Annotated in this window: 12 protein-coding genes; 3 read left to right on the top strand and 9 right to left on the bottom strand. The window is 57.8% G+C overall.

The genetic code is table 11. The annotated features are described in order from the left end of the window. Nucleotides 1-155 precede the first annotated feature (155 nt). Together J3U88_RS32620 and cmoB are read right to left on the bottom strand one after the other, a co-directional pair. Entirely contained in the window at nucleotides 156-1427 is a 1272-nt protein-coding gene (locus tag J3U88_RS32620) for a hypothetical protein (RefSeq protein WP_207863332.1), read from the bottom strand. Between the two features lie 82 nt (nucleotides 1428-1509). Next, nucleotides 1510-2472, bottom strand: coding sequence for a tRNA 5-methoxyuridine(34)/uridine 5-oxyacetic acid(34) synthase CmoB (gene cmoB, locus J3U88_RS32615; protein ID WP_207863330.1), 963 nt, complete (start codon nucleotides 2470-2472; stop codon nucleotides 1510-1512). 513 nt (nucleotides 2473-2985) lie between these two features. Here cmoB and J3U88_RS32610 point away from each other — a divergent pair. The 3 genes from J3U88_RS32610 (at nucleotide 2986) to J3U88_RS32600 (ending at nucleotide 4693) form a co-directional block, all read left to right on the top strand. Continuing rightward, a complete protein-coding gene (locus J3U88_RS32610) occupies nucleotides 2986-3366 on the top strand; it encodes a J domain-containing protein (RefSeq protein ID WP_207863328.1) in 381 nt (126 codons plus the stop codon). A gap of 163 nt (nucleotides 3367-3529) precedes the next feature. Further along, nucleotides 3530-3925 carry a type III secretion system chaperone family protein gene (locus J3U88_RS32605; RefSeq protein ID WP_207863325.1) on the top strand — a complete coding sequence of 132 codons (396 nt, stop codon included), beginning with the start codon at nucleotides 3530-3532 and terminating at the stop codon, nucleotides 3923-3925. Between the two features lie 24 nt (nucleotides 3926-3949). Continuing rightward, complete coding sequence (locus tag J3U88_RS32600) at nucleotides 3950-4693, top strand: PspA/IM30 family protein (RefSeq protein ID WP_207863323.1); 744 nt, start codon at nucleotides 3950-3952, stop codon at nucleotides 4691-4693. 418 nt (nucleotides 4694-5111) lie between these two features. Here J3U88_RS32600 and J3U88_RS32595 read toward each other — a convergent pair whose 3' ends face one another. The 7 genes from J3U88_RS32595 to J3U88_RS32565 all read right to left on the bottom strand — a co-directional run bounded on the left by J3U88_RS32595 (nucleotide 5112) and on the right by J3U88_RS32565 (nucleotide 15805). Then, the gene (locus J3U88_RS32595; RefSeq protein WP_207863321.1) at nucleotides 5112-6224 is read right to left on the bottom strand and encodes a PDC sensor domain-containing protein; all 1113 of its coding nucleotides are present in this window, start codon (nucleotides 6222-6224) and stop codon (nucleotides 5112-5114) included. A gap of 56 nt (nucleotides 6225-6280) precedes the next feature. After that, nucleotides 6281-7465: a type 1 periplasmic-binding domain-containing protein gene (locus J3U88_RS32590; protein WP_207863318.1), complete on the bottom strand. Its 1185-nt coding sequence runs from the start codon at nucleotides 7463-7465 to the stop codon at nucleotides 6281-6283. Continuing rightward, nucleotides 7462-11082 (bottom strand): MFS transporter, encoded by a 3621-nt coding sequence (locus J3U88_RS32585; RefSeq protein ID WP_207863316.1) that lies wholly within the window; start codon nucleotides 11080-11082, stop codon nucleotides 7462-7464. The genes J3U88_RS32590 and J3U88_RS32585 overlap by 4 nt, the downstream gene beginning before the upstream one ends. A gap of 88 nt (nucleotides 11083-11170) precedes the next feature. Next, entirely contained in the window at nucleotides 11171-12373 is a 1203-nt protein-coding gene (locus J3U88_RS32580; protein WP_207863314.1) for a D-alanine--D-alanine ligase family protein, read from the bottom strand. 86 nt (nucleotides 12374-12459) lie between these two features. Then, the gene (locus J3U88_RS32575; RefSeq protein WP_207863312.1) at nucleotides 12460-13116 is read right to left on the bottom strand and encodes a DUF2490 domain-containing protein; all 657 of its coding nucleotides are present in this window, start codon (nucleotides 13114-13116) and stop codon (nucleotides 12460-12462) included. A gap of 239 nt (nucleotides 13117-13355) precedes the next feature. Further along, nucleotides 13356-14525: an ABC transporter substrate-binding protein gene (locus tag J3U88_RS32570; RefSeq protein ID WP_207863310.1), complete on the bottom strand. Its 1170-nt coding sequence runs from the start codon at nucleotides 14523-14525 to the stop codon at nucleotides 13356-13358. Between the two features lie 20 nt (nucleotides 14526-14545). Then, a complete protein-coding gene (locus tag J3U88_RS32565; protein ID WP_207863308.1) occupies nucleotides 14546-15805 on the bottom strand; it encodes an NHLP bacteriocin system secretion protein in 1260 nt (419 codons plus the stop codon). Nucleotides 15806-16123: the final 318 nt, after the last annotated feature.

The raw sequence follows: 16123 nt of genomic DNA, 5'->3' as shown, positions 1-16123 counted from the left end.
CGGGGATTTCCGCTAAACTTCTGTGTATTAAACACATTAGCTTCAAAATCGAGTGGCTGGGACATCACATCACGCTATTTTTGGTTTCCGAGATGCGAGGTGCCCCGCTACACATAAGAGGTTTAGCTAAAATCACCGCGTCAGCGTTTCTTAGGTTAAAACCGGTAGCGTGCTTCCACGCTGATCAGGCCCGTGTGCAAATTCAGCGGGGTTTGGTCGAGGGTGGCGTGGGTAAAGTCGCCGTCCAGCCATTCCAAACCGAGGCGCCAGTGACGCTGGGGCTCCCAAAAGATCGCCGCGGTCAGGCTGTCGCCGCGTTCGTCGCTGGCGTCTGGGTTAAAGGCTGTATCCAGCCGATCCCGATCAATGATGTGCACGTCGTCGTAGCGCAGGCTGAAGCGCCAATGGCGGTCCGGGCTGCGCAGCGAGAGTAGGCCGTACCAAAGCTGGAAATCAATTTGCACGTGGGCGCCGGTGCGTTCGCCCATGCCCGACGCGCCGTCGAGCCATTCCGCCAGCAACGTCCAATTACGATCCGGGTCCAGGTCCCAAGAGAGGCTGAGGTGTTGGTAGCGGGTTTCCCAGGCGTACTGACCGTTGTGGAGTTCGCGGTCGGCGCGGTTGTCGCTAAGCAGGGCTTGCAGCAAGAACCGGCCGCCTAACTCCAGCGCGGTTCGCGCCGACCAACCCCAGTTACCATCCAATTCGCGGCCGTAGGCTTGGGTGCCGCGATCTGTTTGGAGGCTGAACAGATTGCCTGGTTGTAGCGATGGAATAGCCGGCAGCGGCAGAAACTCTCCATAGCCGGAAAGGCGGTGGCCGTGACTCGCGCCGCGCCAGGCCAAAAGGGTGCCTTGGGTATCGTTGCCCCGCAACCAACTCCCCGTGAGCAACCAACTGTTTTGGTTGCCCCATTCTTTGTCGAATCCCAGTTCCAGCCCGGTATGGCGCACTTCCTCGGCGATCCAACTGTCGATGGTGGAAAAGGTAAGCGTGTAGGGGGTCGACCACATCGGATCGATGTGCGCCGCCGAGCTGGGGGGGAAGAAGTGGCCCGCTTTGTAACGCAGCCGCCAAGCGTTGCTGATGGGGAAGGCGCCGCGTGCAAAGGCCTCGCCGAGCGCCCAGTCGTCGCCGAAATCATTGGCTTCGCTTCGGAGCAAACCCCAGGCCGATACGCCGAAGGCCTGGTGCCATTGGCGTTCCACACCAAAGCGCGCTTCAGCGAAGGCGCCGTTTTGACCTTCATCCACCAACAACTTGCCGAAATCGCCGCGGGTCCAACTGCGACCGTCGCCGTCCCCGGCCAGTCCGCGCGCCGAAACCCAAGCGTGCCAGACCGTTTCATTGTGCGCGTCCTGCGCGAAAAGCCCGCCAAAACTCAAACCAAGCCATACTGCCCAAAAAACGCTAAGCCGCCGAAACATACACCCTCTGGTTTTTTATCTCGTGGTTGGTGAAACGTTGATGGTGGGGGGTTCATTCCATCATCGCCGTGATGGGGTGGATTTATCGGGGCGGACGGCGCGCGAACAATACGGCGCGGTGTGGCGCGGGGTAACCCTCGATGGTGCGTTCCGGGTTGTCCGGGTCCATGAAATCGGCGTGGCTTTGGCCGGGGTTCCATTCGGTGGTGCGCTGCTCCTCGCTCTCGTGGCGGTTCACCGCAATCACTTCAATGTCTTCGAACTTGGTGCGGCGCAGCATATTGGTCATCGCGGCCGCGGTCGGCACAAACCACACGTTGCGCATTTTGGCGTAGCGGTCGGCGGGAAACAGACACACATCTTCCTCGCCGGGAATCACAATGCTTTCCAGGACCAGCAAACCGCCGGGCCGCAAGGCCTGGTACAGGTATTTGAGGATTTGAATCGGATCGTGGTGGTGGTAGATGATGCCCATGCAGAAGATGGTGTCAAACAGGTGTTTGAAATGGGCCGTTTCCTGCCAGCCCCACATGAAAAACTCCAGTTCGGTTCGGCGGGCGAAATGCTGCAACAAATTGAACTGGTACCACAGGCGCGGCACCGGGTCGATGTTGAGCACGTAGGCCGGTTCGTCGGCCAGCATGCGAAAAGCGTAGTAGCCGTTGTTGCCGCCCACATCCAGCACGTTTTGCCCTTTGAGCGAGGGTAGTTTGGCGCGCAACCGGTCCCACTTATAATCACTGCGCCATTCGGCGTCAATGTCCACGCCGAACAGTTGGAAAGGACCTTTTTTCCACGGCAAAATGGCTTTGCAGGTTTCGTCAATCTGTTGGAAAAGCGGATCGCTCTCCTCGCGTTGTTCGCCGATGACCACCTTGGCTTGGCTGAAGTCAAAAACCTCGGCGGCGACGTCCGGTAAGGTCGCGCTTTTGGCTTTGACTTCGGCAAAGGGTTTCCAATCCAGCCAAACGCGGCGTTCCTCATTGAGCGTGTGCAGGGCCTGCTTGCTTTTGGGATCGTTGATCAAGTCAAAAATGGAAACCATAACCGTCCTTTCTCTGTTTTCGCGGTGATGGATGCTCACTGTACCACGGGCCGGGCGGTGTTCAGCCTTAAGACCTAAGAAGCACCGATCTCCTGTTTGGGGCGGGCCGCCTTTAAAAAGTGGAGGTTTCCCAATGTTCGCCCCGCCGGCATGGACAAACTTCCGAACGTGCCCCGCGCGAGCACTGCACCCCAAGGTGCGGTTCACTTTACGGTTGGGGTGGTGGATGGGCGCCGTTGTGAAGAAACGCGGCGTTGTGCGCCATGGACCCAGGGAATGGGGTGCAACAGGTTTGCTACCGGTTGCGCGCTTTACCCAAAAAGCCCTTGAACCTAAGAAATCCATTTTTGTGTGGCCCCCTCTGGTTTTTGGAAGCGCCTGCTCAACAGCGGGCACGGGTACACGGGGTTTTCAGCACCGAGCGCTCGTTTGTTTCAGGCACCCACGCGAAATCTTGTAAGAAAACGGCGCCAATCCGGTTATGATGAGGTATCTCTCGTGAATGGAACTACCATGAGTATCTTTTCTCGACTCAAAGACATCGTTCGCGCCAATGTACACGCCTTCACCGAGAATCAGGGATTGGACAATCCCTTCTCGCGCGGGCCGAAACAGGGCCAAGCCGATGATTTGAAAAGGGATGCCGGCGAATCGAGTTTCCGCGACGCGGAGCCCGCCCAACCGGCGCAGGATCCCGAACTTGCCAAGCATTTCGCCACCTTGGGTGTTCCCTACGGGTCGAACTTAAAAACGGTCAAAGCGGCCTGGCTGAAACTGATTAAAGCCAACCACCCCGACCGTCACACGGGTTCACCGGCGGCCGAGAAACGGGCGCAGGAAATGACCCAAAAGATCAATTACGCGTTCTCCGAGTTGGAGAAAAAGCTGAAATGACCGGGGCCGAACAGACGGCGATTGGGTTGGGAAGGGTGCTCGTGAAAAGAAAACGCACAACGGACGCGCAACGCGGCTTTGCGATGACGGGTTCGCTTGCGCTTGGGATGGGCCGGGAAACGCCCGCCCCTGTGTTTTTCCCCTAAAACAAGGAGGCAATTCAATGTCGGAGCATTATGAAAAGGTTCAGAATTACCTTTTGGAGCTGGGCATTAAGATCGTAGATACGAATATCCCAGAAGAGCTGTTTGTTGTCGAAGACGAGGAAAACGGGATTTCCAACTTGATTGTCGACTGCGAGGCACCCATTTTGGTGTTGGAGCAGTTGATCATGCCCACGCCCGCTGAGAACAGCAAGCTTTTCAAGCGTTTGTTGCAAATGAACGGTGAGTTGGTGCACGGCGCCTACACGCTGAGCGAGGACGGCAAGTACGTTCTGTGGCGCGACACGCTGCAACTGGAAAACCTGGATCTCAACGAATTGGAAGGTTCGGTTCGCGCGCTTTCCTTGGCCATGGCCGAACACTGCACTGAATTATTGGGTTACGCCCGCGCATAATTTCCAACCGAGGGAGGATGAAACATGGTGTTCAAGAGACTGTTTAAGATTTTTCAAACCGAAGCTCACTCGGTGGTGGACAAGTTGGAAGACCCCATCAAATTGACCGAGCAGGGCATTCGCGATCTCAAAAACGATTTACAACAAGCGATGACCAGCTTGGCGCAGGTTAAATCCTTGGCCTTGCGCCTGGAGCGCGAAGCCGGCGACAAACGCAAATTGTCCGCGGACTACGAGCGCAAAGCCATGCTGTTGCTGCAAAAAGCCCAAGGTGGCGACCTTGATCCCGGCGAAGCCGACCGCTTGGCTACCGAGGCGCTCGGTCGCAAAGAAGAAGCCAGTGGTCAATTGACGCGCCTTGACGCCGACTACAAGGCACAGAAAAAAATGGCCGACCAGTTACAAGCCAAGGTCGAAGAGCTGCGCAAAACCATCCAGCGTTACGAAAACGAGTTGGTCACCTTGAAGGCACGCGCCAAAACGGCCGAGTCCATGAAAAAGATCAACAAGCAACTTTCGACCGTTGATTCCTCCGGTACCATCGCCATGCTTGAGAAAATGAAGCAAAAGGTCGACGAGGAAGAAACCCTGGCCCAAGCCTACGGCGAGGTCAGCGCCATCGGCAATGCGAGTGTCGACAACGAAATCGACAAAGCCTTGGGGCCCGGCCCGACGCAACAGTCCGATTCGTTGCTGGAACTCAAAAAGAAAATGGGCATGCTCGGCGACGGCGGCGGCGCCAAACCCGAGGGCGACTCAGCCACCTAACCCATTCCTTTTCCTGGATAATCCAAAAACCCCGGGAGCCGACGCGGTGACGCGTGGCTCCCGGGGTTTTTCTTTTTTGGGGCGGGATGGGGCGGTGTTACGCGGAACTGAGCTTGGGATTCGTTTTTTAGCAGGATTTCTGGATGACAAGAGGATGCGGATCATCAAGGGTACCCTTGGTTGCCGTTTCCCGACGCGGATGAATCCGTTATTTCTAGCCCGCATTTCTCACAAGGATTCGTCGCGAGAAGCTGAAAGCCCTGTGAGTACGAAGGTTACGACCGAGAGACGGCATAGGCGTAGCAGCGCTACGGTGAAGGCGGCTCGACCGAGTAATGCGGAAGGCCGCCCCGCGGAAGGCAAACCCTCGTAATCGCATGGGTTGCCCCGCGGCAGAACGCCTTGTGAGAAATGCGGGCTAGCTTGCCGCGGCGACTTCTTGCGTGGGTGCCGCGGTTTGGTTTTCCTCGCGGCGGCGTTGGCGGCGATTTTGCCCGAACAGCACAAACGCCGTGATCCAACCCAAGCCGGTAACCAGCGCCGTGATTTGGAGTGCTTGGCGCTCCTGTTCCAGGGCTTTCCAGCCCGCGATGTTTTCTTTGTCGAATACCATGCCCAAAGACCAGCCGGTTGAAACGATGGGTTCCGTAAACACCCATTGATGTTTGCCCGTGGCGGCGTCCTGGTGGGAGACGAAACCGCGTTTGCCGACCACCGTACCCGCGGCCAGCTCTTTGAGGGCCGCATCGCCGCTTTCATCCGCCCATTGCTGGATGGTGTGGTTCTCCTTGACCCATTCCCCGTTGGGATGCGCCACAAAAGCGCCTTTACCCGAGACCAAAAAACCATAACCCGTTTCGTACAAACGCAAGGAGTGAATCAAGCGGTCGAATTGATCGATGGACATACTCGTGAATACCACCCCGTTGGGGCGTTTTTCGCCCGTCGTTGCATCGGTCGTGAAAAAAGGCGTGGTGAAATTGGCCAAAAAACTTTGGCTGGCGATGCCGTAGTGGGGCTCCTGCCAAATGGGGCCGCGTTTGAGCGGTAACTGGTACCAAGGCCGATCTTGGTCGGTGTAGTCGTACTTGTCCTCAATTTGAACCAGATGCGCACCTTCCCCGCTGTCGACAAACAAGGGGGCGTACAAGCGCAGATCGTCCCGGAAACCGTAGGGCACGTAGGCCACACCGACACCGAAAATCTCGGGTACGTTTTTTTTGACTGCACGCAGGCGCGCCTCGACGGCGTCACGGTTGGCCGGCAGCTTACCCGAGGTGAGGTCTTCACTAATCTGGATGTTGACGGGGACCAGCCGGTTCAGCGACGCTTCCATGTCCCGGTTGGCTTGGCGAACGCGGGCCTCGGCATCGGTGCGTGCTTGCTGAAGGCGTGCATCGCGGCGGTGGAGGTAGGTACCTCCCCAAACAATTAGGGCCGCGGTCATGAGACCGCATAGCCAAAAAATGATGCGGTAAAGCGGTCTTCCGGTTCGCCCAACAGATGATGCGTTGTTTGGTTTCGCCGTCATTCGGTATCTCCCTCGGGATCTGGTTCTCACTGATAAACGGGTTTTTGCCCCGTGGTTCAAGGGGTTAGGTTCTGGCCTTTGGCGCGTACCAATACCCCGCGGTGATCGTATACGAAACCCGCGCTTTCGAAGAAGCTGAAGGGAATCTTTAGATCGATCTCAATGGCTTTCATGAAATTGATCGCGATGTCCGGCGGTGAAATCACACCCACCGGCAATTCGCCGGTTTTGGCCTGGCCGGTCAAAATACGGTAGCCGTAAATGCCGGCAATCTGCGCGTTGTTTTCGAAACTCACGCCGATGGACAACACGGCGCTTTCGGAACCGGCCTTGACGACGTTCGGAATCGCGCTCAGGACCGGAATGGTACCCGCGTGGCGGTTAATGGTGTTGATTTCCCGGAAAACCGAGGTGCTGCCGGTAATCCAAAAAATGCTGTTCTCGCCCTTGGGATCCGAGGCCAGCATGGCGTCGCGCATCTTGGGTACCTCGCGGGCCAATTCTTCCGCCGCGCGGTTCTGGTCCTGGACCGCCACCCGGTGGATGACAATGCCTTGCTCCTCCGCGGCCGCTACCAGGGGTTCCACCTGAGTGGCTACGGCACTGCGGTTGTTGACCGCGTAAAGCACCGCCAGTTGCGACAGGTTGTTTTTTAACTGCTTCAGGTAGGCGAGTTGGCTGCGGATCGGCACGTCCAGGGACGTAAACGCCATATTGCTGTCGCTGCCCGAATCATAATCGGCGACCTGTCCCAGCAGAACCGGGTCCTTGGAGCAGACGGTGACCACCGGAATGTCCAGCGTCTCGCGCCATTTCAGCATGTAGGCGGTGGAACGCGAGCCCATGGAAAAGATCAGGTCTTGGCGGTTGGCCCGCGCCCAGGCTACGGCCGCGTCGCCCTTGGCATCGTCGCCCTCAAAATGGGCGAGATGGAATACGGTGTTGAGTTTTTTATCGTCAAACACGCTCAGGATTTGCGCCATGGCCGTGTCATAAGCCGACGACTTCTTGGGGAACAACACCATCACGCGGAAGAGACGGCCGTCCGCCGGGTCTTTGGCCGCCAATTGGGCGGTTTGGGGTTGGGCCGGATCCCATGTGAGTGTCCAGCGGTTTTGGAATTCGTCCTTTAATTGGAACCAGCCGGGGGCACCGTCCTGGGCAAAGGCGCCTGGGGCAACCAGGGTAACGAGCAGCAGGCTCGCGGCGGCAAACAGCCGAAGAGGGCGTGGGAAACTCATGTGCGTTGCTCCTTAAGTTGGTAAACCGTACCGATCCCGAAAAACAAAACGCCGAATACCGCGAGGCCGAGGCCGATGTATCCCAGGGTGACGGCATCGTATTGGTTCAGTACCAGAAGGTGCCCGACGATCAGCGGGCCGACGACGTGACCGATTCGCTCCAGGAACCGGTAGATGGAGGAGGAGGTGGCCTTGCCGATGGTCTGGGCGGCGCGGGTGTAAGCGATGTGGGTCACGATGGGCGCATGAATAAAACCATGGGCCAAACCCAGCAGCAAAATACCCAAGACCAAAATAGCGGATTGGAGGAAGGGTGGATTGGCTAAGAAGTGGTGGGTGACCAGGCTCATCAGCACCAGCGCCACGCCGCTCCCGACCGAGCCGAAAAACAACAACCCGCCGGTTTTGCCGAGTTTGTCGGCGATGCGTGGTACGAACACGTTGGAGACCAACACGCCGCCCGCGTAAAACATCAGCACTTGCCCAATATCGTCTTGGGCAAAACCCAAGTGGGCCATGATCAGCGGCAGCGCATACACCACCACCCCGGTCATGGTGGCCTTGGTGGTGATGCCGATCAGGAGGATGGTGGTGATGAAATCCAGGTCCCGGAACAGCATGCCCATGTTGGTGAGGTAGCGGTACAGCGCCTGGCCGCGGCTGACTTTTGCGCTCACGGGTTTGTGTTCCGAGCTGAGGTCGGGCAGCAAAAACAAAATGAAACAGAGGATGAACAAACCGGTGAGCGAGGCCAGTTGAAACACCCGTTCGCTGCCCAGGTAGATCACCAACAGGGCGCCGATGGCCGTGCCGGAGATCATGCCGGTGTTGTAACCAAACACAATCACCGAGGTGCCCTGCGTGGTTTTCCCCCGCGAGGTGACCTTGAGGATGAAACTCTGAACCCCGATGAAAACCATGCCTTGGCCGAGGCCGGCCAGCACGCGCAGGACCAGCATGTGGTAGAAATCCGTTACCAGGGTCATGGCGAATACCCCGATGACATTGAACAGCACGCCGATGATCATCAGCATTTTCACGCCGTGGCGGTCGGCGTAATTGCCGGAAGGGATCAGGCTGACGGCGAAGGCGGCGAAATAGGCGGTGAACAAAATCGAGGCCGCGCTGGATTCCATGCCGTTGCCAACCGCAATTTGCTGTAGGTACTGGGGTAAAAACGAGGCGAACAACCCCTCCACAAAAACGACCAGGAAAAACAGGATTTTGATCAGGGTCAGATGGACATCGCCGGTGGTGTCGTCGGCGGCGTCGGGTTCGCTGCGCCCCCGTTGGGCCAGGCGTTTTTGTAAATTGAGTGAAGCCAGCAGGCTGAGGAACAGCGAGGCCAAAAAGGCGGTGGCCACGAACAGCACAAAAAAGTTTTTGACCGTGCGCCATAGCTTGGAGTACACGCTGCGTTTGGGCACCCCGACCGCGACCTGGTAACTTTTGGCCGCCGCGTCGGCCGTGGCGCCGACCCCGTCCAAGGGCATTTCGTATTCAAAGTTCGCCGTGTTGGCGGCCCAGGGTTCGCCCACCTTTTGGGTGTCGGTGTGGATGAAAATGGTGTCGTCTTCGATCAGCGCCACCAAATCCAGTTCTTTGTTGTTTTCCTTGTAATCGGCAAGGGTGGTGGCGATGCCGGCGAAGCTGGAAAGGGGCAGACCCAACTCGGTGGCTTGCTCCAAGCGTTTGCCGATTGAGATGGAAAGCGCCTTGGTTTTGCCCTGGATGGCGACCGAATAAATATCAACCAGGGTGTAGACCACAATCGAAGCCGCCGCGAGGAAGGCGAAGCCGTAGGCCAAACGCAGCATTTCGAAGGAAATACCGGAACGGAGGACGCGGTCACCGGCGTTGAGGAACACCGCGAACAACACAATAATACCCAGTAGCCAAAAGATCAGGCCGCGGAACGGCGGCAGAATGGCGTTGTCGACCACGCTCACCGGCAGCGACAACGACAGTTCGCCAACCTGTTCGAACTTGTTGTTGAGTGGCAAGGTGACGATGTAGTGGCCTTGGTACTCGGCAAAATCAAAGGCGGCCGGGTCACCGCTTTCGGGGGTGTCGCCCGCCGCGGTTTGGGTCGTGTCGGCCGTTTGGGTTTCTTGGTCCGCCGCGCCCTGATCCCCATCGGAAACCACAAAGGATTGGCGGCGTTTGGTTTCCACATTGCGGGCATTGGAAAAAACGACACGGCCCTCCATGTCCTGCACGCGAATTTCGCTGATGTTGGGGTCGCCCGAGAGCAGGGATTGGGTCAGCGTGTTGAAGCCGACGAACTGGGGCAGGGGCACACCGGCGTTGAGGAAGTTCTCCATCACGTGTTTGATCGATTCGCCTTGAGAGGCCAGCTTCTCGACCTGGAGTTTGGGATAACTGCGGTAGGCTTCGCCCAGGCCGACGTTAAACAGCAACACAAAGGAGAGGGAAAGGACCACCATCGCGGGAATGCGAATGGTGCGGTAGCCCATGAGGATGAAGTGATCGATCAGCCACAGGACCAGGGCCAACACCAGCACCGCGATTAAGAAGGGGGCCGCGGCGTCCTCGCGTTGCAGGCGGCGATGGGTTTGGATTAAATCCGCGGGGCTGCGCAGCGCCACAAAAGTGCCCGAATCGGCGTTGTGCAAGGGAACTTGGTGAAGGTGATGGGCGCCGGCGTCGGCCGACCAGGGTTGGCCGCGTTGGGCCGGGTCGGCGTGGTACAAGACCACGCCGTCGTGAACCAGAGCCAGGTCCGTCATGTGTTGGTGGGAATCGGCCGCGTTGGCGAATACTTGGTCGAGGCCCGTGAGTTGGTCAAAGGACAAACCCATGTAAAGGACCCGGTTGAGCCGGGTGGCAATGTTCTGGGCGACCACGTGGTTGTTGGCGCGTTCGCCCTCGGCCTGAAAGCGGGCGATTTGCCAATTAACCAGTATCCCGGACAACACCATGGTGGTGATATACAGGGAAACCAGCGCCCATTTGTCGCTGTTATGGAAGGCGACCCGTTTGATGTAGATAAACAGGGTGAACAGACAGAAAATGCCGATGAGTTGCCAGGTTAGAGACAGCAGAAGATCGTCGATCTCGGCCACGATGTGGGCTTTGGGAAGCGAAAGCACCAAGCTGCCGACCTGCTCAAATTTGTTGTGCAGCGGCATGCTGACGCGGTAAACCGCTTGCTCTTGGACCGCTTGGACCGCTTCGCCGCGTTCGTCGCTCACCGCCATCGGGGTGCCTATACTGTAGGGCAAAGACGGGGTAGCCTCGTCCTGCGCGCCCGTGGATTGGGCCTGGTTGAGGAACAGAATGTTGCCGTCGGTATTTTGCACCGTCACATCGCGTAAACCGGAGTCTTTACTTCCGTCGATCAGCGTTTGGGTCAGCGCTTGGAAGCCGACGAACTGGCCCAGGGGAACCCCGGCCCGCAGGAAGGACTCCATCGCGAGTTTGACCTCCTCGGCCTGACTGGAAAGTTGTTCCAAGCGCAAGCTGGGATAGGCGTGGGTGACGTGAGCTCTGCCGAAATGGAGTAACGCGAACAATGAAAACAGCAGCACCACCGCGCCGGGGGCAACCAAGGTGACGCGTTCAACGATGGTATTTTTGGGTTGTTCCTCACGCATGGGCGGCCTCCCCGAAAAGGGTGATTGTGTCGATGCGCGCCGGTCTGTTGCGGGTGGTTAGGGGAAATCCCATGACTGCTTCCTTTTTCTAAAAACCTTCGGCGGAGGAAACCAGCCGAACCGGCGGTCTCAGGGATACCTTGGCAAGGGGTTCGGCCAAGCCGGCCAATGCCTTGGGACGGTGGATCAAGTTACTGTCGAGGTATGCGCCCAGCAGCGATTGCACCAAATCACCGTAATCCATGTTCTGTTGTCCCAACCCCATGGATACCAAGCTGGTGCCGCCTTCGTCCGGCCGTTTGAGGTCGGGTTTGGGGTTGACTTCCAAAACTTGGACCGTGCCGTCCTTAGCCGCGCGTAAATCCACCCGAATTAGGTAGTTCAGGTTTAATTCGCGGTACAAGCGGCGGCCGATTTGGGCCAAATGTTGGACCAGCTTGGGTTCTTCTGTCGGCTGGATCAGGCGGGTGCGCTTGCGGTTCAGCGGCGCGTGGTCGATGGATTGAAAAATGCGCTCGTCCTGTTGGAAAAGGCGCTGTAAAAAGGAGAAGGCAAGAGGTTCGGGCCCGCGTTCAAATGTCTGGTTGCGGTGGATCAGCGCCGGTCCCACCGAGACACAGTATTCAGGACCGTCCAGAAAACGTTCGATCAATACCTGGTTAAACGTTTGGCGATAAACGGAATGAACCGCATCCCACAGTTCGTTGAAATCGTTGACGACGTGGATGTACCAAGAGGCGCGGCCGGAAACGGGTTTGACCACCCAGGGGCCGGGATCACCCTCGGCGAATTGGCGGAAGCGTTGCGCGAAATCGGATTTGTCCGGCGCGTGTTCCGGGTGCCAGGTTAACCAGTCCGGCGTGGCGATGCCGAAACCGCCCAGCATGCGTTTTAGGTTGAGTTTGTGGTCCATGAGGGCGTAGTTCATCGGGCTGTGGCCCACGTAGGCGATACCCAGCGATTCCAGCAGGCCGGCCGTATGGGCCATGGCATTGCGACCTTGCATGCCCGCCGTGTTGAGCCAGGCCAAGTGGATGCGATGGGCCGCAAGCCGGTTGGGCAGTGAACTGTCGTCGGCCAAAACGACCACGTGGCGGAAGCCCGCTTCCTCCAAGGTTCGTTTCAGGTCGTCGGCCACGGCGGCATAGCTTTTCCAGTGACGTTCGTTGTAGGTCTGGTAAAAATTGGCGCCCGCGACGCGGGGGTCACCCGAGCAAATGATGGCAATGCGTAGCTCGGTTTTTAAGCTGTCAAGCAGCGGTTTGAGTTGGTGGTAGTGGTGGTACTGCAATCGAGAATCCTTGAGTGAGGACGGGTTGGAACGGAGATGAACAAGGTCGCAATCGGAAGCGACATGGATATAAGTTCGGTGGGTATTTAAAAAGAATAATTGATACCGAGGGTGTGGTTGTCATGCGAATTGCGGCGAATATGCTCGAGCATGTAAAACAGGGACAGGGATTGTTTTCGCGGCAGCTTAAAGGTTAAGCCGAAGGGGACCAATCGGTTGCGTTCCCATTCGCCGGTATCGGGCCGGTAAAAAAACTCGTTGCCGAAATAGATTTTCGAAAGGGACGGATGCTTGAGCGGGATCGAGAAGTTCAACCGTGAGCGCAGGCGTTCCGTATCGTCGCGACCTTCCCGCGAGAAATATTCGTAGCGGTTGCGATGGCTGTAGGACAAGCGATCCAAGAGCTTGAACTTAAGCGTTGCTTGAATCTCGGGGCGACGGATTTTTGCAAAGCTGTCGCCGCTTTTGAAGTGGATCATTTTGACCGCGCCACCCAGGTTCAACCAGGGTTTGACACGGTAGGAAACCGTGGGGCCGAAGAAGTGGCCTAGGGCGTCGGTCCCATCATCTTGCAAGCGGGTTTCGCCGTAGAATTTGAACGATAAATTACCCGAGCGGTAAAGGCTTTTGCTGGTGGAAAGCCAGAGCTGGCCGTCGCTTTGGGCCAGGGCCGGCAGGCTGAAAAACGCCGTTCCCAGCAACAGTCGATAGGCCGTTTTGATCAGTTGTTCTTGTGAAAACATAGAGCGTGTGCCCCTTGTCGTAAAGGAAGTGAGCCGTGAGGTTCGCCCGTCTCGTTCCCAAGGCGTTTCGCTGCAAAGCAAAACCTCTTGGGGGTTTTCGGGCCGGGGTTGTTGTTGGGTTTGCGGTCGGTTCGGGTGGGGCGGGGGCGCGCCTGGTTGGGTTGCGGGGCGACCCGTGACGGCATCCTCGTCCATGCGCGGATTGGGTTTCGTGGGGTTGGGGTGACCGCGGGTTGGGGTTAGCGTTCGAAATAGGCGAGGTTCCCGTTTTTGGCGATTTTGGGAACCATGGCTTTTTCCAAAACGTCACCTTGCGCGTCGAAGCGATGGGTGCCGGTGACGCCGTACCAGGCGTTCATCGCGTGCAGTGCTTTGGCGACCTCCGCGTCCTCGGTGCTTTGCGCCATGCGAATCCCGTGGGCCAGCATGATTAATGCGTCGTAGCCTTGCGCCGCCCATGCGTCGGGCCGCCGGCCGTAGGCCTCTTGGAAACGCAGGTTAAAGGATTGGACGTAGGGATTGGGGTTGTCGCCGTGGAAGACCGAGAGGACCAAGGTATCTTCCACGTCGCCGTGGTTACCGGAAAAGAGTTCGGGATTGTCGAGTCCGTAACCGCCGAGGAACGGTGCGCTAAACCCTTCCGCGCGCGCGGTGCGAATGAACCGGGCCGCGTCGCTCGCTTCGCCCGCGAAGAAAACCGCGTCGAATTCAACGAGCTCCAGACGTTCCATCAGCAAGCGAAGGTCGCCGGATTGCACACTGTAGGAAATGCGTGCGGTGATTTCCAGGTCCAACTCGCCCGCGCGAAACTCAATCGCGTTGGCCAGTTCACCGCCGTAGCGGCTCTGCTCATGTACCACCACCAATTGACGGTAACCCAAGCTTTGTGCGATGTCCGCCAGTTGGGCGCCCGCCTGAGTGTCGCTGGGACAGGTGCGAAACACCTTGGAAAAACCCTGGCGGGTGAGTTTGGGGTTGGTTGCGCCGGGTGAAATAAACAATAGGTTGTGGAAGGCGTAGGTGACCGAGGCGGCGATGGCGATGTGTGAATCGAAATGGCCGATGACCGCATCCAGCTGTTCTTTTTCGGCAAAACGCTGGGCCACCAATTTGCCGACTCGAACCGTACCCTCGTCGTCGGCAAACACCAGTTCGACCTTGCGGCCGAGCACCCCGCCGCCGCGGTTCAATTCATCCGCGGCCAACTGAATGCCTTCCCGAAATTGGTCCTGGCGGCTCGAGAGCGGCCAAGCCGCGCCGATGCGGATGCTGTCGCTTTGCCCTTCCGCCGCCTTGGTGTCCGTGGGGGCGAGGCCGCCGCAGGCAAACAGGGCGCACCCGAGCAGCAGGCTCATGGTTATGTGCAAATTGCGCCGGCCGAGGACGCGCCGGGCGTGGATGAATGACATGTCGCGTGCTCCTAATTGATTCAGTTAAGACCGGCTTGTTTTTTGAGAAAGGGAAAAACCAGGCTGATCGGCGCTTGGTTCTCGACTTCCACGCTGCCGGCACACAGGGTTCCGCTATACACCCGATCAGGTGGTCCCTTGGGGGTCGACCAACGGTAACCGCTGGCCAACTCGGGGTCGGGGATGGGGTCGGCAAACACCGCGATGGGTGCACCGTCCTTAAAAAACTGATCCACCAGACTTTCGTTTTCCAGGTGGCGCATCATGCCTTGTTTGGAGGAGGGGAACTCGGCCACGTGGGTGACAATGCCTTGCATGTAACCGTGTTCCTCGCGTTTGACCGTTTGCGGGGAAATCCGCATCAACATGCCGGGCTCAATTTGTTTGCCTTTCCCCGAGGGCATGTAAATCAAAGCCTGTAAATCTTGGATATCTTCGCCGGACAGCTCGAGGCTGAGCACCGGGTTACCGGGGCGAATCACCTGACCTTGAGGCACGCGCAACTCCACCACAATGCCCGTGTGGGAGCTGAGGATGCGGGATGAATACTCCAATGCCGCCTTTTTGAGTTCTAACTCGCGACGCGCATCGCTTATTTCTCGTTGACCGCGCAAGCGTTCCTGATCGCGTTCGGCGTTTAACCGTTGTGCGCGTGCTTCCAGCTTCTTAATGGCGCCGCGTTTCTGCTCAATGGTCAGGCCCGCTTTGCTGATTTCGTTTTCCGTGTCTACCAGTGTCTTGCGCGTAATCAAACCCTCGTCCAGCAGGCCTTTCTGAAGCTTGCGGCGCTCGCGCAGCCACTTCAGTCGGTCTTCCGTGATCTGGATTTCCTGAACCAATCCCGCTTGTTCTTTTTCAATGGCGACCACATCGAAACGCACGTTTTCGGCGCCCATGCCCGTCATTTGCCGCTCGCGTTCTTCCAAGTCAGTGAGGGCCGCGCGGGCCGCGCGAATTTCATCGAGCAGGCGTGGCTGCGCAATCCGCGCAATGATTTGGCCTTTTTTGACCAAGTCGCCTTCGCTGACGTACAGCGCCTCGATTTGGCCGTCCACTGGGGCGACCACATTCACGATGCCGCCCGTTTTAATAAGAATGCCGCCGCCGGAAACCGTGGTGGGAATGCGGCCGTAGACCGCCCACGCGATGATGGATGCCAACAAGACACCGACCGCGAGCAAGGCCAGCCAAGCACCCGAGCCGGCAACGGTAATGAGCTGATCCAACTGCTCCGGGCTCGAAAGCCGTGCCAATGAGACTTTGCGAAAAACTTTAGACATAGGGATCCAGTCCGACATGAGATGGGTTTGCAGGGCGCGGTTCACGGATACCCAAAAACCGCGCTTCTTAGGTTAAAACCCTGCCTTGGTCGCGGAAAGAGGCCGGAACAAGCCGGCAAATAGATCCCCTGGCGAAGGAGACGCCGTGGATCAAACAACCGGCGTGCAGGGATGTGAGAAAACCGTCGGTGCAAGCCGAGGAAATCGTGCAAAAAGAATAAAGCCGTACGAAATCGGAAAACTTTTATAAATTTCGCTGGTTCAATTTACAACAGCCGGTGGGCTTTGCCAACTCTTATTTTCCGCGCCATGTTATCC

It is taken from the genome of Acanthopleuribacter pedis (genome assembly GCF_017377855.1).
Lineage (GTDB): Bacteria > Acidobacteriota > Holophagae > Acanthopleuribacterales > Acanthopleuribacteraceae > Acanthopleuribacter > Acanthopleuribacter pedis.
The sequence above is the reverse complement of the archived record's forward strand: the minus strand, read 5'-3'. Positions and strand labels throughout refer to the sequence as shown.

Bases quoted from the DNA above. Each gene is read 5' to 3' on its own strand.
- J3U88_RS32620 (WP_207863332.1), bottom strand. From the start codon at position 1,427: ATGTTTCGGCGGCTTAGCGTTTTTTGGGCAGTATGGCTTGGTTTGAGT.
- cmoB (WP_207863330.1), bottom strand. From the start codon at position 2,472: ATGGTTTCCATTTTTGACTTGATCAACGATCCCAAAAGCAAGCAGGCC.
- J3U88_RS32610 (WP_207863328.1), top strand. From the start codon at position 2,986: ATGAGTATCTTTTCTCGACTCAAAGACATCGTTCGCGCCAATGTACAC.
- J3U88_RS32605 (WP_207863325.1), top strand. From the start codon at position 3,530: ATGTCGGAGCATTATGAAAAGGTTCAGAATTACCTTTTGGAGCTGGGC.
- J3U88_RS32600 (WP_207863323.1), top strand. From the start codon at position 3,950: ATGGTGTTCAAGAGACTGTTTAAGATTTTTCAAACCGAAGCTCACTCG.
- J3U88_RS32595 (WP_207863321.1), bottom strand. From the start codon at position 6,224: ATGACGGCGAAACCAAACAACGCATCATCTGTTGGGCGAACCGGAAGA.
- J3U88_RS32590 (WP_207863318.1), bottom strand. From the start codon at position 7,465: ATGAGTTTCCCACGCCCTCTTCGGCTGTTTGCCGCCGCGAGCCTGCTG.
- J3U88_RS32585 (WP_207863316.1), bottom strand. From the start codon at position 11,082: ATGCGTGAGGAACAACCCAAAAATACCATCGTTGAACGCGTCACCTTG.
- J3U88_RS32575 (WP_207863312.1), bottom strand. From the start codon at position 13,116: ATGTTTTCACAAGAACAACTGATCAAAACGGCCTATCGACTGTTGCTG.
- J3U88_RS32570 (WP_207863310.1), bottom strand. From the start codon at position 14,525: ATGTCATTCATCCACGCCCGGCGCGTCCTCGGCCGGCGCAATTTGCAC.
- J3U88_RS32565 (WP_207863308.1), bottom strand. From the start codon at position 15,805: ATGTCTAAAGTTTTTCGCAAAGTCTCATTGGCACGGCTTTCGAGCCCG.